Annotated in this window: 34 protein-coding genes; all 34 read right to left on the bottom strand. The window is 37.6% G+C overall.

Annotated features, from left to right (window positions below; translation table 11 throughout):
• Positions 1-239 precede the first annotated feature (239 nt).
• On the bottom strand, positions 240-2,366 hold the full coding sequence (locus ABGV42_RS01440) for an ATP-binding protein (protein ID WP_347380042.1): 2,127 nt from the start codon (positions 2,364-2,366) through the stop codon (positions 240-242).
• A 350-nt stretch (positions 2,367-2,716) separates the two neighbouring features.
• A complete protein-coding gene (locus ABGV42_RS01435; RefSeq protein ID WP_347380041.1) occupies positions 2,717-2,953 on the bottom strand; it encodes a hypothetical protein in 237 nt (78 codons plus the stop codon).
• A gap of 22 nt (positions 2,954-2,975) precedes the next feature.
• Positions 2,976-3,230: a hypothetical protein gene (locus ABGV42_RS01430; RefSeq protein WP_347380040.1), complete on the bottom strand. Its 255-nt coding sequence runs from the start codon at positions 3,228-3,230 to the stop codon at positions 2,976-2,978.
• A 646-nt stretch (positions 3,231-3,876) separates the two neighbouring features.
• Positions 3,877-4,668, bottom strand: a complete 792-nt coding sequence (locus ABGV42_RS01425) for a DNA polymerase beta superfamily protein (RefSeq protein WP_347380039.1) — start codon at positions 4,666-4,668, stop codon at positions 3,877-3,879.
• A 12-nt stretch (positions 4,669-4,680) separates the two neighbouring features.
• Positions 4,681-5,040: a hypothetical protein gene (locus ABGV42_RS01420; RefSeq protein WP_347380038.1), complete on the bottom strand. Its 360-nt coding sequence runs from the start codon at positions 5,038-5,040 to the stop codon at positions 4,681-4,683.
• A 16-nt stretch (positions 5,041-5,056) separates the two neighbouring features.
• Positions 5,057-5,467 carry a hypothetical protein gene (locus ABGV42_RS01415; protein WP_347380037.1) on the bottom strand — a complete coding sequence of 137 codons (411 nt, stop codon included), beginning with the start codon at positions 5,465-5,467 and terminating at the stop codon, positions 5,057-5,059.
• 23 nt (positions 5,468-5,490) lie between these two features.
• The gene (locus ABGV42_RS01410) at positions 5,491-6,462 is read right to left on the bottom strand and encodes a DNA polymerase beta superfamily protein (protein ID WP_347380036.1); all 972 of its coding nucleotides are present in this window, start codon (positions 6,460-6,462) and stop codon (positions 5,491-5,493) included.
• Between the two features lie 32 nt (positions 6,463-6,494).
• Complete coding sequence (locus tag ABGV42_RS01405) at positions 6,495-6,851, bottom strand: hypothetical protein (RefSeq protein WP_347380035.1); 357 nt, start codon at positions 6,849-6,851, stop codon at positions 6,495-6,497.
• A gap of 16 nt (positions 6,852-6,867) precedes the next feature.
• Positions 6,868-7,131 (bottom strand): hypothetical protein, encoded by a 264-nt coding sequence (locus ABGV42_RS01400; RefSeq protein WP_347380034.1) that lies wholly within the window; start codon positions 7,129-7,131, stop codon positions 6,868-6,870.
• Positions 7,132-7,277: 146 nt separating this feature from the next.
• Positions 7,278-7,496, bottom strand: coding sequence for a hypothetical protein (locus ABGV42_RS01395; protein ID WP_347380033.1), 219 nt, complete (start codon positions 7,494-7,496; stop codon positions 7,278-7,280).
• 12 nt (positions 7,497-7,508) lie between these two features.
• Entirely contained in the window at positions 7,509-7,886 is a 378-nt protein-coding gene (locus tag ABGV42_RS01390) for a hypothetical protein (RefSeq protein ID WP_347380032.1), read from the bottom strand.
• A 103-nt stretch (positions 7,887-7,989) separates the two neighbouring features.
• Entirely contained in the window at positions 7,990-8,298 is a 309-nt protein-coding gene (locus ABGV42_RS01385; RefSeq protein ID WP_347380031.1) for a hypothetical protein, read from the bottom strand.
• A 62-nt stretch (positions 8,299-8,360) separates the two neighbouring features.
• Positions 8,361-9,056, bottom strand: coding sequence for a hypothetical protein (locus ABGV42_RS01380; protein WP_347380030.1), 696 nt, complete (start codon positions 9,054-9,056; stop codon positions 8,361-8,363).
• A gap of 705 nt (positions 9,057-9,761) precedes the next feature.
• On the bottom strand, positions 9,762-9,833 hold the full coding sequence (locus ABGV42_RS31840; protein WP_431523593.1) for a lipoprotein: 72 nt from the start codon (positions 9,831-9,833) through the stop codon (positions 9,762-9,764).
• Positions 9,834-10,548: 715 nt separating this feature from the next.
• On the bottom strand, positions 10,549-10,767 hold the full coding sequence (locus ABGV42_RS01370) for a hypothetical protein (protein WP_347380028.1): 219 nt from the start codon (positions 10,765-10,767) through the stop codon (positions 10,549-10,551).
• A 12-nt stretch (positions 10,768-10,779) separates the two neighbouring features.
• Positions 10,780-11,484, bottom strand: coding sequence for an MgtC/SapB family protein (locus ABGV42_RS01365; RefSeq protein WP_347380027.1), 705 nt, complete (start codon positions 11,482-11,484; stop codon positions 10,780-10,782).
• A gap of 120 nt (positions 11,485-11,604) precedes the next feature.
• Positions 11,605-12,000, bottom strand: a complete 396-nt coding sequence (locus ABGV42_RS01360; protein WP_347380026.1) for a hypothetical protein — start codon at positions 11,998-12,000, stop codon at positions 11,605-11,607.
• Between the two features lie 200 nt (positions 12,001-12,200).
• Positions 12,201-12,761, bottom strand: a complete 561-nt coding sequence (locus ABGV42_RS01355; protein WP_347380025.1) for a hypothetical protein — start codon at positions 12,759-12,761, stop codon at positions 12,201-12,203.
• Positions 12,762-12,921: 160 nt separating this feature from the next.
• Complete coding sequence (locus ABGV42_RS01350; protein WP_347380024.1) at positions 12,922-13,446, bottom strand: hypothetical protein; 525 nt, start codon at positions 13,444-13,446, stop codon at positions 12,922-12,924.
• A gap of 132 nt (positions 13,447-13,578) precedes the next feature.
• On the bottom strand, positions 13,579-13,971 hold the full coding sequence (locus tag ABGV42_RS01345) for a hypothetical protein (protein ID WP_347380023.1): 393 nt from the start codon (positions 13,969-13,971) through the stop codon (positions 13,579-13,581).
• Between the two features lie 121 nt (positions 13,972-14,092).
• Entirely contained in the window at positions 14,093-14,590 is a 498-nt protein-coding gene (locus ABGV42_RS01340; protein ID WP_347380022.1) for a hypothetical protein, read from the bottom strand.
• A gap of 1,409 nt (positions 14,591-15,999) precedes the next feature.
• Entirely contained in the window at positions 16,000-16,554 is a 555-nt protein-coding gene (locus ABGV42_RS01335) for a hypothetical protein (RefSeq protein ID WP_347380021.1), read from the bottom strand.
• A 4-nt stretch (positions 16,555-16,558) separates the two neighbouring features.
• Positions 16,559-16,780, bottom strand: coding sequence for a hypothetical protein (locus ABGV42_RS01330; RefSeq protein ID WP_347380020.1), 222 nt, complete (start codon positions 16,778-16,780; stop codon positions 16,559-16,561).
• Between the two features lie 14 nt (positions 16,781-16,794).
• Positions 16,795-17,220 carry a hypothetical protein gene (locus tag ABGV42_RS01325; protein WP_347380019.1) on the bottom strand — a complete coding sequence of 142 codons (426 nt, stop codon included), beginning with the start codon at positions 17,218-17,220 and terminating at the stop codon, positions 16,795-16,797.
• 21 nt (positions 17,221-17,241) lie between these two features.
• Positions 17,242-17,883: a hypothetical protein gene (locus tag ABGV42_RS01320; RefSeq protein ID WP_347380018.1), complete on the bottom strand. Its 642-nt coding sequence runs from the start codon at positions 17,881-17,883 to the stop codon at positions 17,242-17,244.
• Between the two features lie 15 nt (positions 17,884-17,898).
• Positions 17,899-18,657: a GNAT family N-acetyltransferase gene (locus tag ABGV42_RS01315; RefSeq protein WP_347380017.1), complete on the bottom strand. Its 759-nt coding sequence runs from the start codon at positions 18,655-18,657 to the stop codon at positions 17,899-17,901.
• A 10-nt stretch (positions 18,658-18,667) separates the two neighbouring features.
• Complete coding sequence (locus tag ABGV42_RS01310; RefSeq protein WP_347380016.1) at positions 18,668-18,889, bottom strand: hypothetical protein; 222 nt, start codon at positions 18,887-18,889, stop codon at positions 18,668-18,670.
• A 19-nt stretch (positions 18,890-18,908) separates the two neighbouring features.
• On the bottom strand, positions 18,909-19,118 hold the full coding sequence (locus ABGV42_RS01305; protein ID WP_347380015.1) for a hypothetical protein: 210 nt from the start codon (positions 19,116-19,118) through the stop codon (positions 18,909-18,911).
• A gap of 295 nt (positions 19,119-19,413) precedes the next feature.
• The gene (locus ABGV42_RS01300; protein ID WP_347380014.1) at positions 19,414-20,400 is read right to left on the bottom strand and encodes a ketoacyl-ACP synthase III; all 987 of its coding nucleotides are present in this window, start codon (positions 20,398-20,400) and stop codon (positions 19,414-19,416) included.
• Positions 20,401-20,539: 139 nt separating this feature from the next.
• On the bottom strand, positions 20,540-20,896 hold the full coding sequence (locus ABGV42_RS01295; protein WP_347380013.1) for a hypothetical protein: 357 nt from the start codon (positions 20,894-20,896) through the stop codon (positions 20,540-20,542).
• A 125-nt stretch (positions 20,897-21,021) separates the two neighbouring features.
• A complete protein-coding gene (locus tag ABGV42_RS01290; protein WP_347380012.1) occupies positions 21,022-21,225 on the bottom strand; it encodes a hypothetical protein in 204 nt (67 codons plus the stop codon).
• 20 nt (positions 21,226-21,245) lie between these two features.
• Complete coding sequence (locus tag ABGV42_RS01285) at positions 21,246-21,473, bottom strand: hypothetical protein (protein WP_347380011.1); 228 nt, start codon at positions 21,471-21,473, stop codon at positions 21,246-21,248.
• A 15-nt stretch (positions 21,474-21,488) separates the two neighbouring features.
• Positions 21,489-21,941, bottom strand: a complete 453-nt coding sequence (locus ABGV42_RS01280) for a hypothetical protein (protein WP_347380010.1) — start codon at positions 21,939-21,941, stop codon at positions 21,489-21,491.
• 15 nt (positions 21,942-21,956) lie between these two features.
• On the bottom strand, positions 21,957-22,274 hold the full coding sequence (locus ABGV42_RS01275) for a hypothetical protein (protein WP_347380009.1): 318 nt from the start codon (positions 22,272-22,274) through the stop codon (positions 21,957-21,959).
• Positions 22,275-22,295: the final 21 nt, after the last annotated feature.

Raw genomic sequence — 22,295 nt, 5'->3', positions numbered from 1 at the left:
TTTTTATTTTTTCTTACTCATATTTAGTGCTAGGGAAGCCTGAACGATCAGTTATATGTATTAATATTCCAAAATTCTTTTTTTAATTCTAATCGCCGATATTCCAATTATTCTCGAATATCCAAGAACTATCTTAAATAATTTACATTATTAACCTTACACTACTTAATGTACAGGACTAATTAAGGATATAAAAAAGAGGCTACCGTGATCGGTAACCTCTTGTAGTTTAACTGATTTTATACAGCATCAGCATCGTAAATATCTTCGTCCAACTCTTCGGTATAATCCCCAGGCTCGTACTCATCAACCTCAGTATCGAAGTTACCATATTTCGCATCCAATTCCTCTTGAGTCATTGGAGTACCATCGCTAGTCAGGTACATAGGGTTAATTTTAGAATCAAACTTACGTTTTATCGCACGTTGGTTCTCGTAATAACTGAGCAATTCAGAGTCAGCCATATGTTTCAAGATTTCCTTACGAGCAGATGTATCATTAGAAGTCAGACGCAGAATGATATCTTCAGCGGACATTCCTGCTTCTTCCATTTTACCAAAGGACTGAGGACTAACACGTACGAAGCGTCCGTTATTGATCATAGAAGCTTTCATATCCTCAGACTTCATCTCGCCCAATCCTTTGAAACGGTCGCCGGCACCAATAGTGAAACCTTGCGAGATAGCCAGATCATATTCGTTTTCCAAGAAGTAATCAACTTTACCGTTTTTGTGACCACGGTAGAGTGGTGCGTAACAGATGTAAAGTTGTCCTGCTTCGATAATTTCAGGGAAATGCTTGTAAAATATCAAACTGATCAGCAACTGGATATGTAGTCCGTCAGTATCACCGTCAGTACCGATAATAAATTTCGTAAATTTGTTCATTTTTACAACGTGACTGATGATTCGGAATGTACCGTTTTTCTCAAGTGATTGAGAATCGGAACGTTTATTGACATTCAACGGCTTACCTTGAAGTTCGACATAAGCCATAGTAGACACGTTACGGCTACTTGAGAATGTACCTGCCGCCGAGTTACCTTCCAGGAACCAGACACTGTTATGTTCGCGCATTCTCGGACCATTCTCACAGTCGTAGAATTTAGATAAGTCCTTGTTAATGACTTCCTTTTTAAATGTAGGCCGTTTCTTTTCACGTGCAGCTTTCAATGCACGATACTCGCTCAACCGTAATCCGTAAATTTCTCTCAGATCCTCGATGAACCGATCCAGTTCAGCTGTATCGAAGACTTCTTCGAATTTACCTTGCAACTCTTCACGAATATCGAAACCAACATCAACAGCGGAGAATTCGTTTTTAACTTGTCCTTTATACTGTTTAATATCAGTGTTAACCAAGATTACGTAGTTAATACGTTCCAAAATCAAATCTCGGTCCAAAGCGAGTTCACTACTCAGATAGCCACGAGTTTTGAAGATAGTTGAAACGAATTCAACTAAGCGATCTTCGAAAGCACTTACGTGCTGTCCATACATTACTCGGGAACCGTTGATCGCTGCCAACTGTACGCGTTTTTCAGGTTCAGTAACCGAGAAGTAGAATTCAGCACCACAATTGATTTTAGTAGATTCGTAGGAATATTCCAGAACCTTATTCCCATTTTTACCTACAATAGATTGAGGTGTATACTCGTTCGTAAATTCCATCGTACCTTTACCAGTAACAGGAATATCCCAATCCAGGAAGAATTCCACGTTACGGTTAAAGATCGCATAATCTGCAAAGTGTTTTTTGATATCATTGAGAATGAACGGGTAATCGTAAACACGATTTTCATCTTTCATTGAAAGTACAGTTTCATCAAACAAGAATTTGATAGTAGTACCTGTATCATTGATATCGCATGTTCCGACTTTTTCCAAGTTTTCAACACGTTTACCCATTTCGTAACCGATATGCCAAACTTCGCCGTCACGTTTGATTGTAACATCCAGACGTTTAGAGCACGCGTTTACAGCAGAAAGACCAATACCATTCGCACCAACTGAACGTGCGTAAGAACTGTGCCCTTTAATTTTCGAGCCAGCGTTCATAACCTCAAAGGCCAAGTACACAGTTGGAATATTCTTTTCTGGGTGAAGTCCAACCGGGATACCACGAGCATTATCGGAAATTTCAACTGAACCGTCAGGGAACAATTTGACTTTACCTGTAATTTTACGCGATTTAACTTCTTTAGATTCGTCGATAATATTATCCGTAACCTCACGAAGGAGCTGGAAGATAGCTTTCATTCCGGAACCATCAAGAGTCAAGTGAGGATTTGTACGGATCGGTTCAATTCCTTCGAGTACCTTAAACGATGATTCATCATAGTTATTCTCGTTATTGTGTTCAGACACGATATATCATACCTTCCTAAACAGATTTTTCTTCTACTACTTAATTATATGGTTATTATTTAGATGCAACAAAAAACAAACGATTAATATAGAATCGCTATATATTAATAGAATTGCAACGATACGTTACAGTCTCTATTTATATGTACTGTGTTACTGGGAATACCCAGAAGAGCTACTACCATAGACGGTCGGAAAAGAAAAGTTTGTCTATAACTACATATGCAACGAGTGCAATTATCGAGATTATTAAAATAGCTAACAAAGTTGGCAGATCAGCATTGTTTAAGAAATCTATAAAATCGTTTATCAACTAATCACCCCATCACTGCTATTATGCTCATCTACTGTTATACCGCTTCCACAGTGACAAGTGATCGGCTTTTTACGTAGTCTGCCGCTTTTGCCATATCGGTATCGATAAGTCGTGTTACCTCATCCACCAGAGTTGAGGGCAATAGGTAAACGAAGTCGTTGGTATCAGGTACCGTTTCCACAAGTTCAGCGGGAATTGAATTTTGACTAACATAAGTAAATTTTGAATCATCTTCGATAGCTAAAATTCCGTTTTTAGATGACACATACATAATTTAACTCCCCATTCCGTGATTATTGAACTTCATTGTACCACTCCTGTTGAAAAATTACTTCGTTACCACGTTCAACTTTAATAATGAAGAACTTATTGGCAAATTGACTCCAACCCTCACCATATACAAAAACGCCTTCAGCGTAAGGTTCGTTGCCTTTGACTACACCTGTTCCAACAACGCCGAAAGATTCAAAGTAGGTTACAACATCACCATCTTGAGAGTAAAGAGGATTAAATACTTTGTCCCCTGAGTCCCCTATAGTATAGTTCATGTTAATTCCCTCCTAGGGTAAACCATTAATAAACGCGGTGTAAATAAGTAATGACTCTATAAGACGAATTATTCATTCGACTTCTAAAGTCATTTCTTCTGTATCTCTTAATTAATGCGATTAATTAATGTCCCATATAATTATAACACAATTTACCTTTACATTCAAGAAATAATTACGATAATTGTGAGATTATGTATAAAGAACATTATTTACTACTTGAAACTAATAATGACCTAAATAAGTAAAATAGTACTTCAAACTGTTTTGCTTTTCTACTTTTGCTAGTTCGATCATATCAGTTTCTCGGATCGACCTCATTCCAGGAAGAATACTAGGTAATACTGCGAAAGTATATAACATTTCGTATACTTCCACCATTCCAGTTCGTGTTTCCTCATCATACCTAATAACTTTACCGTAGTATCGCCTGCCTGTGCGGAGGAAGTGCTCACACTTAGGACATAGATGCTCATCTGAGTTGTTTTCAGGTTCTCGGTAGTTTGAAGCGCATCTCTGACAAATTGCCATTTAGATTCCCCTTTACTACGAAAACTATTCTATAATCTATTTCCAACTAATTAATTTCAACGATGAGTTATAGACCAAATAAAAAGCAACCGAAATAAATCGGTTGCTTACAATTTTAAGGATAAAGGAATCTCATGTAACTTATGAGAAATTCATTGACCTGTTTGTAGTTTGCTCTATCAGGTATAGCGGTATTCTCTTTAAGTTTGGATTCAAGTTCCTCACGAAGTTCCTTGTAAATTTTGTGATACTCTTCAACCGTATACTTACCTCGCTTGATGTCGAGAAGTTCCTCCCTATCTTTACGATAGAGGTTAACTTCACCGGTATCCAATAGCTCGATCATGAGTCGTAGACATTTGATAGAGTTCATTGCTTCCTTAGTCTCATAGCCATAGGCTGTTGCACGCTGAATTTTGTCCTCACGTTTAAGACTTTTGACAGGTACAGCTGACTTCTTGAAGCAACCATCGATAAATTTCGAGTACTTGCGTACCACAGATTTAGACAAGAACATATCACGTCGGTCATAGAGCGGCTTAAAAGGTTTGGCTAAATCCAATTGAAATTCTTCTCCAACGTGAAGCATTTCGAAAGGTATAATTTCACCGTAGTATGCATCTTTAATAAATTCCCGAGGACTATAAATCTCCACATCGAAGTCATCCTTATGGTTAATTTTACCTTGCCCACCAATAAGTTTAGTGTGATCGAAGGCATCCAATCCAAAAACTGTACTAATATCAGGTGCTGATATTGCACGGAAGTCCAAATCCGATGTTTCGTCGTTTGTACCACTAATATGTGATCCTGCCTGACATAAGTAAATCATCGAGTTACTGATGTCATCCGAACCTATTTTGTTAGACACAAATTCACGTACTTCCATGATGAGTTCTTCGCTCACAACTTATTCCTCCTAGTCTTCGTCGAAAAATAGAGTATCTTCGAATTTGATATTCAAGAGTGCAAGCTGGTCTTCGATGATCTGTTTAAGTTCTTCAGGTTCAACGTGACTATGACCTTCGTAAAATTTGTTATGGTGAACCATGTTGCGGTGCTCTACAGCTTCAACAAAGGACATAGTGAATTGGTAGTAGGCAGGTTGTCCTGCTTCGACCAATTCCAATTCTTTCAGACGATCCTGTGATTCTGCAGGATAATCGCTGAAATATTCGATTACCTCGTCACGGTTCAAATTACAAAGAATAAGATCGTCAGTGTTAGTACTGAAAATACAGAATCTGGAGTCAGGTTGCTTAATAATCTGCTTTCCCATGAATTATACCTCCAAATTAGTCCTGTTTTGTGATGATATAAGCGTTACCGTCAATCCTTCTGATTGCCACAATCATTTCACCGAGGTCATTTTCCTCAGCAAGCCAGACCTTAGTATCAGGGGTGATAGGGTAATCACCGTTTTTGTAACTCATCATCGATCCTGCCGCTAGTGCATTCCGTAAAATTGTTTCGAAATCTTCTACCCGGAATAGACCAGTCTCTGTCGTACTATATCCGATAGCCATATCGTTATAGTACCCACGATAGCTTCCAAAAGATCCGTCAAGGTAAACTCCAGAAGCTACATACAAATTTTCATGTGGGGATAAATAACTGAGGTCATTCAAAATTTCTGAAATTGTCATACTGTCAAAAGCCTCAGATTTAATATCCTCGAAAATTACCATCAATTTTTCCCATGTCATAATAGTTCCTCCAGTTGTTATAATTAAACTCCGTACCACTTAATAGATAGCCTGCGATACATTCTGTCGATTTCTTGCTTATCCACAAAATCAGGCAATACTGAGTGTTTCCGAGCTTCCTGGAATTCAAAATCATATTCAGCAACCATTTCGAAAACTTCGTCCCACGTATATTTAAGATTACGTAAATCAAGGAGTAAGTCTCGGTTATGTCCTTGGTAAACTTCCAATTCCCCCGTTCGCATCGCCTTAGCACCTACGATTAGAAGTCGAATTAAGTTCATAGCATGTTTACCCAGTTTATCGCCAGCTTTTTTGTTACGTGCACCCATTTTATTAAAGTTCTTGCTTGCATTAGTGAGTTCAGATGTCATACCAGCGAGTTGCCGTAATTCGATCTTATCATAATTGATATTTAAGTTAATATCAGCACGCCCTTGATCATCAACACCTACATTAGTGACGGTTAATTTTCCTTCGCCATATGTAGGATAGTGCTCATCAAATGTAGCCATAACTCGATCGAGAGTTTCTTTCAAGTGTACGATATTGTCATCAATAGTGGCGACACCTAATCCGTTTTTGATGCGCAGAAGCTGCTGTTTGGCATAACCTCCGAAACTATTTACGATTCCGTTAGAAAGGAAAATCGATTTATTTTTGCGGAGATAGTCACCAACCGGAGATGTCTGCACTACAAACTGATCTAATCCACTGATGATCTCAAGTACAGTCGGATTTTGAGTCTGTGCCAGAGAAAGAAACTTTTTAAGTGAATGATATTCGTGATCTGGATCAGAAGAAACTGTTGTAGTAAATTCCTCTCCCATCGAGAATAGGTCATATACCGGTAAGTTAACAATAGACTTCATATCGGTGTCGGATTCAGGAGTATTTAAGCCGTAGGAAGTTGAACCAGTGATAACCTTCAGGATCGTATTCGGTTGAAAATAAGCTTCCTTTTCTTCAGCAGTCATTAAATCGAATCTTGACATAGTAACCATCCTTTCATGTACAGTCAACTATTTTACCATTTAATAAGGATTGTACGTTCTCTGCCATCTTTATCCTCAAAATATTCAACAGTGTACCCAAGTTCAGTCAATTCACGTGTCAAAATATTACGGTGTCTTTCAGATGAAACGAAACCATAGTCATCCAATTCCTCACCTTTTTTAATAGCTAACTGCAGTGATTCACTGGTAGCTGCACGTTCAATAGCCGCTTCCAACTTATACTTGAAAGTTCCCCACCATTTTTCAACTGTTGCGTTTTGAGCCGTCTCAGTGAGTTTTCTCATATACGATGCAGGTTTAAGATCAACAAACTCGAAATCATCTCCGGCAACTTCCGCAGGTGCTGCGTTTATCGATTGATTTTTCATAAATAATACCTCCAATTTATCTAGTTTCAGAATCTTTACTCAGTGTATTTGCGATATGTAATGCGATAACACACTTTTCTTTTTCAAGGTGATCGTACTCACTTGTAAGTCGTGCAATAGCGGCTTCATTGTCGTCATCGCGTGCTTGAGTGTAGTCAAGCGATCTGGCTGTCATTTCAGCGGTTTTGTCACGATACATCTGTAAAACTTCGAAAATACTTTTCCCTCGCATTGCTGACTGAATATCGTGCATGTCCCATCCATGAATGTCTAAACTCATATGTACACCTCTTATCATAAGGTAGTTGATAACTACTTAAATAAATACTTTATTATTCTCTGTTAATAACATAATTAAATGGATATTTTATAGTCACACAAAAAACCGTGGCTTTAACCACGGTTTAGTGTAATATGCAAATATTTTTATAATAGTTTTTCCAAAATATCAATAGAATAATCAGGTACGTCTTTAGTGATAAAGATACCACATTCTGTGACCAATTCAATACGCTCAATAAATACACTTTCTTCACCATTCCAGTGTTGACGGATCAGCGTTTCAGCAGATTCTTCGTCATTTGCGATTACACCGTGAACTTTCCGCATTCCATAAACATTAATAACGACCGTATAAGTATTCATTAATTCTTCCTCCTATTCATCAGTTAATACTTCTAGCTTATCGAGATCGATATCCATCATTTCAGAAAGAAGTGTCATGATATCGCTCCGGATTAATTCCCACCGTAAATTCATCTTGTGTTCATAACCTCGGCACTTATAGGTTGCGAAGATTCCGTCAGGGTTTTGTTGAGATTCCAATACCTTTATGCCTAACTCACGCATCCGTATTTTAGTTCCTCGATACTTTTTAATTAATTCGTCCTGAAGGAGAATTAACTGTCCGATGAAGAGTTCGGGTATCTTGAGATCAGCCTTGCGCATTCGCTTGATATTTACATCAAGTGTTTTCTCTGCAACTGGGATTAATATAAACATTTTGACAACCTTACCGTCTTCCTCGGTTATCATCAACAGAATCACCTCCAAACGTATAATGCCCCAAATAGAACAAGATTTTCGTCAAATCTCAATTCTACTTGGAGCTATTAAGTAAATCTTTATAGAATATTAACTAAAGATTAATAATAGTACTGATCCACTCATTAGCTTTGCGTGTCACTCTATCAGCGAGAGTTTCGCCGGTATCCATACCAAAAGCTAATTTGACAATCTCATCACACACAAGTGTCCAACAACTAAGTGTTTCGGCCATATGTTTAAAATCACGGAATGAGACACGTATCTGCACAGCAGCGAAGTATAAATCCCGGTTTTTACATTTTCCGATAGCCACAGCTTTTAATCCCAGTTCAATTACGAGATTTTCTGCGTCTTCCTGAGTCCTGACGAAAACAATAGCGACATTGACATGCTTACTCATGTTTTCTCCACCTATCCGTATCCATTATAATATATCCTTATATATTTAATAATGATCAGTACTTACACAGGAATAGCTATATTTTTTAATGATGTATTCTCAATTAAGTCAAGTTGTTTCTTAATCTCCTGGTATGTATGCGCGTTTAACTGTTCTGCCCGATACATACGTAGGAATAAGAAATTCAATCGGTGTACTAGATAAGATTTAGCAAAATATGCTGAATTAAAAGCAGATACTGCCGAGTAATCAACAAAGGTGAATTTTCCATCACTTATTACAATGTTCTTCTGCAACATATCATCCGGAATTGTACCTGTTGCAGTGTAAATGCTCCAGAAAGTTCCGTAGAGGTATCTCAACAAATTTTCAGCTTCAATCAAATTTAAAGTACTGATATTATCTTTTCGCAGATTCATTAGCCCACAAAATTCAACCATCATAAAGTTATCCTCAGCATATCCATAGATGTGAGGCACACCTTCGATCCCAAATGACTGCAGCTGTTTGAGGTAACCGTACTCGGTGAATCCTGAGAATGATTTAAAGTTATCATAGATATAGGGTTCCTGCGAGAAGAACTTAATCAGATATTTATCGTTCATGAGAATTCCACGTGAGTATACACCTTTACGTGCAATCTCAGATTGATGAAATCCATAATCCGCAAGCTGCTGATGCTGTGAGTCAAAATCATTAGTTTGTGATATCGTTTCCAAAATAGAGTCAATATCTGTTTTGATTAGTGCTGTATACATAGTTTAATCTCCACCCATAAGTTAATTTAAGTTAATGCGTACTACAACATTCTAACCCTTAATAACTTTGATTCAGAGGAGACGTGAAGTTATTATATGCCCAAATACACCAAGACCGTCTAATAACGTAAGTATTAATCGATTATCTGTATCGGGAGTATTAAATTGAGATGACCACTAAAGTGTTTATTTATAGTTGTATTATAACTAAGTACATTTTGGTATCGAGTAGGATATATTCAATCTTATCCTTACTAATATATCATTAATTAGGATGATATGGGGACTATATGTATTAAACTGAAACTATATATAGCTGATTTTAAATATGATAGTCTATCAAAGAAAGGTATTATTGCTATTTTTAAATAATTTTAAGATTAAATTCACAGTAACGTCAACAAAAGTACATGTTTTCCAGATAGAATTACAACTAAAATCCCAAATTAAATTGGCATCTGATTTTTAAAATTCACCTAACACTTATTTGTCGACATGAGATACTAATGAGATATTTAAGAGAATATCATGCACAATTTCTGAGATATTACTGAGACTAGCATTTATCTCCCATTTTCACCGCTAAAACACCTGAGAAACACGTGAATCCCACCTTCCAATCTTAACTGAGATTATGCTGTGATCTGAGATTTTCGTGCAATTCTCATTTTTAACCAAATAAAAAAGCCCTAAAATAGGGCTCCCTCATGTAAATTTGTTATTTGTTTCCCCAGTCAGTACGGTGAGTATCAGACATGTAAAAATAATTTTCCTCATCTGTAAAATATGGTTCGCCATCAGGATCGTATTCTACATTAAGTTCGATCATATTCTGTTTTCCAGCGTAGCTGTTAGTCTCAGACCAAGCACTACCAATTTGAACTTTAACTTTATCGTCAGCCAACTCGTGAACCAAGGCAACAATTGGGAAATTTGATTGATTTATAGCGATAAAGGACATTTTAAGTTCCTCCTAATTTTATTATTGTTTAACAAAGAGTTTATTTTTAGTTAATTCAAATTTATTTATTGTCTAAAAAGGAACGTTCCAATGGATACTGTAAATATATCTATCCTGTAAATATAGGAATATGATCATCAACATGAATGCTCCTAAAGCGAGTCCGGCTAACTGGAATACTGTCTTCATACCCCAGGTAGTCCAAACTTTTCTGAGTACCGGTAATGTCGGTAAACATTGGGATTCTCTTTATCGAATCTTTCGAATTGGATGAATTCGGTGAATGTTAGGAATCTGATTCCAGGAGTGTTACGGAAACTGTAGAACGCTAGATTACCATTTACAAGATCCTCCTTGAAGTCGCCACCGATTCTAACTGCGTATCTTAACTCGGAGAGATAATTATGGAATTTACGATTAAGGTGCTTGAGTTCTGTATCACTCAGTGATTCAAGATCGATTCCCACTGTCTCGAGATTTTCCTTGGAGAGTTGTTTAATGATACTTACGCGTGCTTCAGCTTTCATGTGATCACCCCTTAGCTTTTGATGTACGTCGGTCTTCAACTGCTTCACGAATTAACTTATATATGTCAAATCCAACTACAGCGAATGATGGTATAAAGAATAATGTCCAATAAATATTCAGCCCCAGTTCAGAATCTTTAGTAATCAAAGCAATAGCTGATGCGATAATTGCCCCAAGGATAATAGATCCTAGCATAACAAGTAAGTATTTAGATGAATTCACTGTACATTCTTCCTAAGTTACCTCAATATTTGAAGTGTGATTCTCATCAATAAGTGAACGGTAAATATCAGTTACATAATTGTCCTTCTTCACATAACAGATGAGTTTAATTTTTGTATGCTCCTCATCGAACTGCTTTAATGATAACTCATCTATTTTAATGGAGAGTGAATTAATTCTTGCCAGGACTTCAGTGATATTATCGCTGCCCTTAACATGTAGACTGATTGCTACCTTCTTCGTGCTATCAGAGAATTTTAACTTAGTTAATGTCCAAGGGATAATCTTAATACTCAATAGTATTAAGGAGAACGCTATTGCCGTCTCTAGTATAAATCCAGCGCCAACTGCAATTCCTAACATTGCTGTTCCCCAAACTAATGAGGCAGTTGTTAAATTTACAATAGAGTTATTACTTTTAATAAAGATTGCCCCTGCACCCAGGAAACCAATACCACTTACTACCTGAGCAGGTAATCGAAATGGATCCATATTAAGTGTTGGGTAAATTGCCATATAATGTTCAACTGATTCAATAGATATCATTGTCAATAAACAACTGACAATCCCTATAGTAGATAAAGTTTTAGTCCCGAGTGGTTTATGTTTATTTTCGCGCTCAAGTCCAATTACTATTGCAACAATAGATATTATTAACAACTTCAGTAAAACAATCGTCATATCATGTAGATTTATCGGCTCAATCAAAAATGTCATTCTAAGTCTTCCCCTTGCTGTTCTTGTTTGTCCTTACACCTACTTAATTATAACGATTACTATGAGATATACTATAAACAAAAGCTAACCCATCAGATTAGGTTAGCTTTTATATCGAGTCTAAACCATAACCTGATGCTCGTAAAATCTTGTGAGTATATAAGAGATGAGACCTTTATGATGGTCGGAGTAGTTTGTAAATTCGTTATATTCCGAGATGACACACTCCATTATCCAGATGAAGGCACCTATATCAAGCGGTGATGAATGTGAATATAGATCCATACCCGCAAACGTGTCATAGTCCTTAGCATAAGCATCAATATACCGGAGATGCCCATCAGCAGAATCACGGAAAATTCCGAAAACTCCATAATATGATCTGCCGTCTTTTTCAACATCATCGTAGAGAAATACTTCAAATTGTTCTAATGTCACAGATTGAGCATGATAGAATAAGTTAGTGTATTCTTCAGCGGTCATTTCCCGCAGAGGTAAGAGTTTAATAGGATACATCCAGATTCCTCCAAAATAAAAGTAATAGTGTTCGCTATCTGTTCGCATTTTGTTGCTTTACTTTCTATCAACCTATTGGCCGCGATATATAAAGGACTACAAAAAACCTCAATCCGAGGACTGAGGTTTAAAAATATATCTAATATGTTGAATGTCGAATTGCATTTATACTATTATAGCTAAGCGTTGAGTCGTTTCACTCAATTTCCCCCCAGTTCGTTCAATTTTAGAATACCCTCAATAGTACGTATTGTGAGTTCAATATCAGAATTATTATCGATAACCACATCCATCTTGTTACCTAAATTAAATTCATACTGATATCTAGAGAGTCGCTTCTCAAAATCAGGAGTTCCCCGAGTAGTGAATCGTCGTTCGAGTTCAGCCTTTTCTACACTCAAGAATATAGTTATACAACGGTCACCAAGTTTTTTCTTGAGTTCCATCGCCCCATCAACACCAATCTCCTTCAGCGAGATAGGACTATTTTCAATAGCGTTCTCAATTACATCGAAGGTAGTAGCATAGTAAATGTCGTTAATTAATTCTTCAACTACATACTTTCCGGAGATACTACGCGCATGTAATTCTTCGGTCGTGATGAATATATGCGGGTTTCCATCACTTTCTCCATCTCGCATTGTACGTGTCGTTTCAGAAGGTAAAAACTTGAACGTTGGATACTTTGATAGTAATTTGCTTATCACCGTATATTTTCCCGAACATGATGACCCAGTGATAATCACAACCTTATTCTTCATGTAATCCTCCTAAAGCAAAAAAGACAGTATAATTGACTGTCTTTTATTTTAATGCTAGTTAATTTATTTGTGGCGGCTGATTGTCTTTCCCCGGCTAACTCTATTGACACTTCAGCGCTTACCCCCGGTTCTTAGAAAGTACCACAACTAATTAACTCAGTTAATTGAAACTAATTCCGGCCTGTTCAAGTTCCGCAGTGTATCTTTCCAGGGATAGTCCAAGGATTCCGATAAGAGATGAATCATATTTACCATTCAATAAGTTATCCAAACCGTCAACATACTTAATGCTGATTTCCGGGTAAATGAGCGTTCCACCGTAGTTATATGAGATATATTCGCCCAAGACGTCGATATTGTGTGCTTCAAAATCCTTACTGGTAAGTTTACCTTTGAGATCAATGTTAAGTCCAGTGACAATTTTCCCGTACTTCATAATACTAAAGTACTTCGAAACATGCACCCAAATAGGCTTTAAACCTGTTCCGGAACCTGCAACTATTTCCGGATCATCATTAACTAAAGCCAAATTATGACCGGAGAAGAAGTGCTTAAAAGGGTAAGACTTAAAATTCGATGTAACGAGATCAATGAAGTATTCAGAACCCTTATTCATTTTATCACGAGCATCTTCAATCTGTTCGTCGGAAATCTCATACTGAACAGGCTTTACTTTATTCTTCATTTCAATTTCCTCCGTTACAATCATATGGTCGACACCCTATATAGAATGTCGACCATATAATAAATATTTCTATAACCATTTTCACATACTACTTAATGCACATGATAGAATATAGGACTGCTTCTGCAAATTTTAGATGCTGACCAATTCCACACCCGCGAATACTTTATCCAGATCAATATCACGAAGATCAACGTCACGTGATGTGCTGCGCGATTTACTTTCGGCAGATGTCTTTGGCTTTTTAGCTGAACTAGATGATCTTGTCTTAGTTTCACGAGTTTTTGGTGAGTTGAAGCTGAGTCCTACACCATGATAACGTCCAGGTCCATCGTGAATTTCCTCAATCAGAGTCATTTCTGCAATATCCTGCGTATCAAGAAGTCCGCCTTCATGGCTAATCATCCATTTATTGCTCATTGTATCATTTCGATACTTTTCAAAAGTTTTGCCTTCAGTCGTCATTTCCAATTCGAGAACTTCGCCCTGTTTAGTGATTACCTGCATTTTGTAGTGAGTTACCATTGAAATTCTCCATTCATATATGTATTTTATTATCCCTTTAACCTTACACTACTTATTTAATTGGACTTATAGTAGTTTCATTAAATTAAAAAGGACACTCAATCAAGAGTGTCCTGTAAATTTATTTATTCTTCGGTACCATATACAATGTTATCCGTTCTTTAGAGTCCTCTATATTGATAGATTCTAATCCAGATATTTTAACGTAGGAGACATAAGAGAATCCAGTAGATGATACCTTTGCAGGGATCCCTGAATAGATTAATTTTACAGTTCCATCTTTAGTCTCGATGAAAACATCACCGGTACCATCAGGATTTAGCGTGTAATCGAATATTTTATCCTTAGTTGGAGTTACGTTGTCTATGTATTCTCGATAGGTTGTATTTTTCCAACTGTCAATACTATCTTTACCTGCTGAGTTTATAATTATCCCCGTCAGGCTTACAATTATAGCGATAACAAAGACTACAAACAAAATCATTGCCAGCGTTCTTTGCTGATTTAGCGCTGCAGTTAACCACATAATGAAGACGAAACAAGCGATTAACAGTATAAGAAGGTATATTGTTAGTGAGTTATTTCCAGGATAAGATGCGATAAGTTCTTCTTTAGTCACTTTTCTTCACCACTTAGATGATCCCCTTTATATAAGAAAAAGTCCTATTTCTAGGACTTTAATATTACTTATAGTGTGATATCCCCACCAATAATCACTGCGATTAGAATCTCCTAACCGTTATTCAACCCGCGGACCTTCCTCCAACAATATATCAGTCGGTCCCGTTAAAGGCTAACGATAAATCGCCCCTTCTATGGATCACTTTCCCCTGTGATTACGAGGTCCAAAACCACCAAGGTAAAACTTAAGAAGAACTAAAGACTTGTTCGATATTATCGAAACCCTTAAGTTGCTTAAGTGATTACCCCGACCCCCCAACAGAGACCTTGACTATAGTGATAGAGTAACCATCCTACGATCTCTGATAAGAGTTAATAATCACTATAGTCCAGCGATGAATACTATGTATCGTAGTATTCTCGCCCAAATCCGCTCCAATCCCATGCGACAAGGAATTGCCGGATCAATCATTTGGATCTTGATGATGTCGCGATACATATCCGTGGACCGTTACCTCTCGATCCCCACCGCGTCCGACTCAAATCATCCATTATCCGAAGATAACCGGTGCCCGAGCTATTCATTGTGTTCCCCAGAAGCCAGCCGCTAGTTTAATAACTCGCGGCAGCGCAATTGTAAATCTCCGGCTTAATGCTTATGCGGATCTTCCGCACCATCTCGTGTATCTGCAGGTCGTTGGTCTTTATTCGACTACGCCGCATATCCGATATCACGGTAACTCAATCTTTGAATCAAGCGTCATGTTTCTGCCATTAGCGAAGGGTATGTACACTCCCTCGACGCACCCTCAACATGTAAAGCATATCTCCGATATTCTATCGGATGTATCGGTAGCCCCCACATCTGGCCCACGCTCCGATACTGTTTCCCCGTCTTCTCGCTGAATTAGGCTTTAGCTAGCGCCCAACCTCGCCCACTACAATCGGGCAACCTCCGGGAAACTTACCTTTAGTCACGGCGACGGACACAGAGGACATTGCCCACTGCCGACGCTCAATGATTTTGTTATCTGGCTCCCACACTGTACCCTCGCCCATGATAACCGGCCATCATCCAAGAAATAAGGGGATCTTTTACCCCTCGACCATGCCCACAATACCTATACGGTAATTGTATAATTGCCTTATGTTAATGCCCGGCACACGCACTGTCGAATCCTTTTTGGCCCCACCAGGTATTGCTATGTCTACCCAGCCCACAGACTAGATATGTGAAGTTTTACCCTCACAGTTTCACATACAACCCTAAACTTCTAAGTTATATGCTAAACTCTGAACTAAAACTCTTTATCCTTTACTTTCTTCCTTATACTACCTATTTAAACGGACATGTTAAGGACTTAGTTTTTAATTTAAAGATTAATTTATTTTATGGAACTTGTACCCTTAAATCTGGGTCACAAGTTCCAAGTTTTCTAAAGTTTCAGAACTAGGTACCATTCCGTGTTTGATAGCGAGATGGGTTACAATACCCTGTGTTTCATTATAATTAGGACTTCCATCGACAAGTTGGATCGTCACTACAGTTTTATGCTCAGCGATGTAAATTCCGAGCTGCTCGAAGATATAGGTGGCAATTCCTTCCTCGCGCATAGTAACCGGGATTTCCAAATCATCAATGCAAAATACTACGTCATCTTGCGTAACTACTGCGCGGAGTCTTACTCTGAAGAACTGACCTTTGAAACCAACATCAATATTCACGTCAGTTGTCATATTCAATTTGATAACAGCAACTACTTCACTACTGTATCCGAATTCGTCAAGTATAGCTGTATTATCAATAATTGTTACATTTTCAGTAGTTTTACTGAAGTTCAATCCCATTAAACCAGAATAGTATATGTGATTGTTATAATCATTGGTAAGACCTTCCATGATATAAGAGAAGAGGTTCTCGACACCTTCAACATGCCTGCTGTAAAACAATTCTGTTTCCATGCGATTACTTATCCTCCGGATTATACTCAACTACAATTTTAACTCTTATTGCGTCATTAAGGTACCAACCGCCTTCATCTCCGCAAGCTTGAATCAAATCCGCGAGTTTGTCATGTAGTTCTTCCATGTGTTCTTGGGTACTTTTGAAATTAGTTCCGTGAAGCTCGTTCATCTGACGACATTCCTCTTCACTCTGTATTGGAATGGTATATTCAAGTTCCTTCATAACAACCTCCTGAATTAATGATCGTCTGTAACGAATAGATTAATATTGTTGATATCTGGACGTTCCTCGAGTTCATCGTTAGCGATCCAATAAAAATCATTAAAACTGAATCCATGAGTTTTTTCAATAATAGAAAGAACATCATATTCAACAAGTCCAAGCATACCCAAATAGTACTGTCTGTTTTGCCTATTTTCAGGGAATACCCTATCACTTAACCAAAATAAAATATCCTCAGTCCCAGGTTGATAGTAAATGTCGGGTTCAAATCCAAGATTATTTTGAACAACTGGATACATACCTAGCGGACAGCTATTATCAATCGGGTAGCCGTCTTCGCTAGTCCTTGGAGTATATGTCATAACTCTGTCAACTGTTATTTGGAGTTCTCCAACAGTTAATTCTCCGTATTTAAGGAACTTTGTTCCAATAATAGCCATCACCCCATAACAGTTGTTATATTATTTATTGACAAATATAAGAGTTTTAATAATATTCAAATAGTCATCGACATCAGTTTTAGTCATACTAGTGGGATTTCCAAATACTCGGTGTAAATATTCGTTAAATCGTGCCATTTCGTAGTTCTTGATATTTGCCACATCGTTAACCTGCAAATCCACATTAATTGCACCATACTTTTTAGCATAAGGTAGAAATAATTCCGGATAAATATTAAAAAGTTCATCAAAGTAAAAATCAGAAATGCTCTCATAGGGATGATCGTTAAGATGAATGATATCCAATACATTATCGATTGAGGGTACAATATGCTCAGTCATCATTTTCTTACGTCGCACGATGAGCGAGATTGATCGGCTCGCAGGATCGGTCATAACCTCATTCCATGCAATAGTGTCAATTTCTATTGCTGCATCAGTTTCAAAAATTACCAAATTGTTAGGTAACGCAGGAAATAAGATCAAACTCATAGTCAGGAAGTTTTGATAATCATCAAAGGGTATAGCAAATACTGGATTGAACCCAACTTTTTCTCTCAACATTTTACCACTCTCATAGTCTGAAATCCAAGTATTCTCATAACGCCCAGTAGATTTTAACTGTTCCACCACAGCATTAGATTGATATGTAGCGAAGATCATAAAATAAATTCCCCTTTACTTGAATTCCAAATGGTAATTAGTATATTTACGCGCTAATCCTGCTTTTTCATAAACGCGTGCCATAGCTGGATTTTCTGTCTGACAGTTAATGTAGGTTACATTACGCAGTCTGCAATATTGGATCGCATATTTAACTAAAGATGTAGCTAATCCTTTGCCTTGAAAACCCTCATCAATAATGATAGTTTCCAAGTGCGCATAAGGTCCGTGCGCGTATCCGATGTATAAGTCCCGTGCTAGGTTTACAGTCAAACATCCGACCACATCGCCATGATAGTCGAAGACACCTAAGATTGCACCTTGCGCTAAAGTCAAACTGTTAAAAGCAGACTTAGCGTGATGTAACCAGTGATCGTCAACGATGACGTCTTCCTCTTCTGCGTATAACTTCAATACCTTACCGATTTCATTTGATTCAATTGGTCGAATGTAAAATTGGTCCTCACGTTCAGGATTAAGGTGAATAATCTGAGTATCATCGATATCAAAACCATCTCGAGGGAAGAATTCGAGCCGATCTTCGTATACATTTTTAAGGCACCCGTAATTTCGAACTCTTCCAAGGTGTGGAGTATCAACCTCAATAAGAAGTCCATTAGAATAAATTCCATCGTAATAATTTGCATCCTCAACAAGTATTACACGTGCATCCTCAAAACCTTCCACACCAGGGAAACATACCGTGCGACCAACTAAACGTTCAGAAAGTGCCGCGACAGTTTCCGTCATATCACCATTAAATGGAATTTCCAAGTTGTTCACCTCATCGTTTAATTAATTGAAAATAATCATAAATATCGTCAGAAGTATCACGGTTTGAATTGAAAGTTTTAATACAGATGCCGTTTTCCCAAATCTCAAAGTGAAAATATGTACCGGTACGTCCCATATAATGCCGAACAGCTTCGTCTAAATCTAAAGTCGCAATATCGTTACCTACACAATTTCCTTCAGCAACAACATAAATATATGACCATTTATCCAAAGTACTACCTCCTAAATTGTTATAAATTTAAAAATTTGAGAATATCCTCAGCAGTTGATCTGGATGAATTGAAGTTTTTAATTTTTACACCCTTTTCCCAAATATCAAATTGGTAAAGAGAAGCGTTGCCTTGAAATCTTTCCAAAGCGATGTCTAAGTCGTCAATAATCATTTCTTTGTCACCACAGTTACCCTCAGAAACCGAGTAAATGAATTTACGTTCTTCCATGTAAATTCCTCCTTAAATTCTAAAACGGAAGAAATAGATATTCTCCCGTTTAAATAAATAAGACTTCAACTAACCGATCGACTAATGCAGATTCGAACTGCTCGATAGAGCTATGACCCGTCTTTAACCAATAGGCCATGCATTAGCCTAGGTCGAATTTGATAGTATGATCCTATACTATCAAAGGTCTCGGTTAATTCAAGTCTTATTAATCCTTACTAACCCTTAATTATATGGATAGTTATAGGATACATTTTATCCGCCCATAATTATATGAGCGGATATTTTATGTTTACTATGCCTTAAACAATACAGCAGACCACTGATAACCCGCGCCTACAGTACAAAAAAGGATATAATCGCCAGGATTAATCTTCCCTTGATCCAAAGCTTCACTATACGCAATGAAAGGACTACTTGTTCCCGTATATCCGTAAACATCCCCAACATAAGAGATTTTTTCATTAGGAATATCAAAACGTTCCTGAACCTTTTGAATATTGACCAGAGCGAATTGAGACATACAGAAGACGGAAATATCAGAAGCTGTTAATCCGTTATCGTGTAAAACTTTATCGATTACATGGTAACATGCGCCAATAGATTCACTTGCATCAAACTGATGCCAATCAATGTACTTGTTAAATGAGTCTGATTTTGTTTCAGCAGCAAGTCCATTTTGTGGGTAACGAATGAAATCGCTGTGAACTGGATCTGAATAATAAGCGGAATCGATAAATCCAACCTCATCCTCAACTTTCTCCAAAATCAAAGCACATGCCGCATCACCATAATTGGCATAAGTGATTTCTTGATCCGGATTAGCCAATAATGTATTATAATCTGAACCAACAATCAGTGCCCGTTTGACGTTTTTACTCGATAACATGTAACGTGATGTATTATCTACAGCCAGTGTCATGCCTGCACAACTAGCATTAGAATCTTGGCACGAACATTCATTTTTTACATTTAGTGCCCGGTGCACGTAAATTGCGTTAGTTGGGAATGTAGTTTCTGGAACTTGTGTAGAGAATACGATCATGTCAATATCCTCACCAGTCAATCCGCATTTGTCCATTACTTGCCGCGCCGCTTCGATGCCCATAGTTAAAGTACTTTCACTGTCGTTGTCAATAACGTACCGTTTATCTCTACCCATTACCTCAAGGAAGTGACCTATATCGCGCCCTTTTTCCTTAAAATGATTCAGGTAGAATTCATTATCTACAACTTTTTCTGGATGATATACAGCAACATCGCGAATTTTAATACCTACCACAGCAAGACCTCCAATAAGATAAATAGGCTTCTTTCAGCCACATATATGATATTATAGTCATTGTGTTGCTCTACCTAAAAGTGTGAGTTAATCGCTAAATAAAAAAAGACCCGTAGGTCTTTTAATTATGTAGTTCCTTTTATTTTGTTGCCATTTGTGTAAATTCTACATTCTTCAAATCTGCCATGCGAGCTACACGTGCCATCTGACTCTGTACCAGCGCACTTCCGTTAGTCACGAATACAACTTTCTTGAAACCAGATTCCCGGTACAATTGGTGACATGCTTGCATTTGTGGAATCATGTCCTGAGTCAGTACTTTCATATCAGTTACGTCAATTTCAAGTACAAATTCAGAAGCAACAACGGATGCCACATTAGAATTATAATCTCGAATAAACTCGGCAACCTTTTCATTGTTGAAAGTTCCAGCTACCATCAGGTACATAACCTTGCTGTTACGGTTTAATTCGATTGAGTAACGTCCATCACACATTTTTGATATCCCCATTCACTTAGTTTTTTGTATTCCTTATCTCTACATACACTTAATTAAAGGGACGTCTATGGGATACAATTATAATTAAAAAACCCCACTCATATAGAGTGAGGTTAATTTTGTTATTTTCTAACTCGAAGTTGGACCTGACCGAAGACATTACGGTAAGGAGTCTCAGTTTTTAAACCGAAATTATCAATTCGAAAACAGAGTACATCAATAGCCCCGTCGTCAGCATCGATTACGAAAGTTTCCCAGTAACCTGGATTCTTGTCAACCATACTTTCAACAATATGCTGGTAAGCGTTATTTCCGTTTAATACCAATGTAATTCCTCCTTAGATTGCTAACCTTGCTGCTTCATTGCAACTAGATTAAGAGTTGCTTCGCAAGGTAGGTACAGATGAATAATTTGGTTGTAGTTAATAAATGCGTAAGAACCATCAATATCAAGTTCCACACCGTCATTATCAGAGTTTTTTACCAGTGCAATCACAGGCAAAAAACTAGTGTCTTCGGGTTGAAATACAATTACTGATCCCGGATGCACATTATCAGGTCGATAATAACTCATTTAAGGTTTCCCCTCTCAGTTAATTTCTATGATTCGTGCCGCAGTACCATTAGGATAACTTTCAACGAAAACATTCAGTATACGTGCCGGATCAATATCAAACACTCCAGAGAATTGAACTGGTCGATTAGGGTCATTCAGCATATAGGAACAATAATACCCTTCTGTAGCGAAGTCTAACTTCCCACCTCGGAATATACCCGCATCTTTGAGCTGTCGATCTTCATCAAAGGTAAGTAAATCATGATTTAGGATTATGCCTAAATCTATTAGCCGTGATAATTGCACTTTCCAATGTGCCTTAGCAGCAGTGATACCGAATTCCTCGTCCCAAAGCGTAAGTTTGAGCATACTTGCAAGTCTATTATCCCCGATAGAGTAAAATACTCCTGGAATATTTTCCCCGTTATATCTAAAATAACTGCCTTTATCGTCTATGGGTACATCGAAATTGCCAATCTTGAACACATGAAGTACCTCCTACTAGAGATTATATGCCGAATATAAAAGTGTAAACATACCGAAGTATGCGATAATTACAATAGCCACATAGGCCAGTGACATAATCAGATTAGCCCTTGCGAAATTTTTTCGTGTCATGTTATCGCTGGATGAGAAAGCCCAAATCAGCATCATGATAAATCCGACAATAGGAATAGCGTTGAGGATGAGTACCAGGATCCAATCTCGTTTACGCATGAAATTAGGGTCACGATGATTGACATAACCGTCATATCCGCCAGGACCCTCTTGCACATTATACTGGTTATTGTTTTGATTGTTAACATTCCAAGTTTCCAAGTTGCACCTGCTCCCGTAAGT

It is taken from the genome of Paenibacillus pabuli (genome assembly GCF_039831995.1).
GTDB classification, from domain to species: domain Bacteria; phylum Bacillota; class Bacilli; order Paenibacillales; family Paenibacillaceae; genus Paenibacillus; species Paenibacillus pabuli_C.
This window is presented reverse-complemented; position numbering and strand designations above follow the sequence as displayed.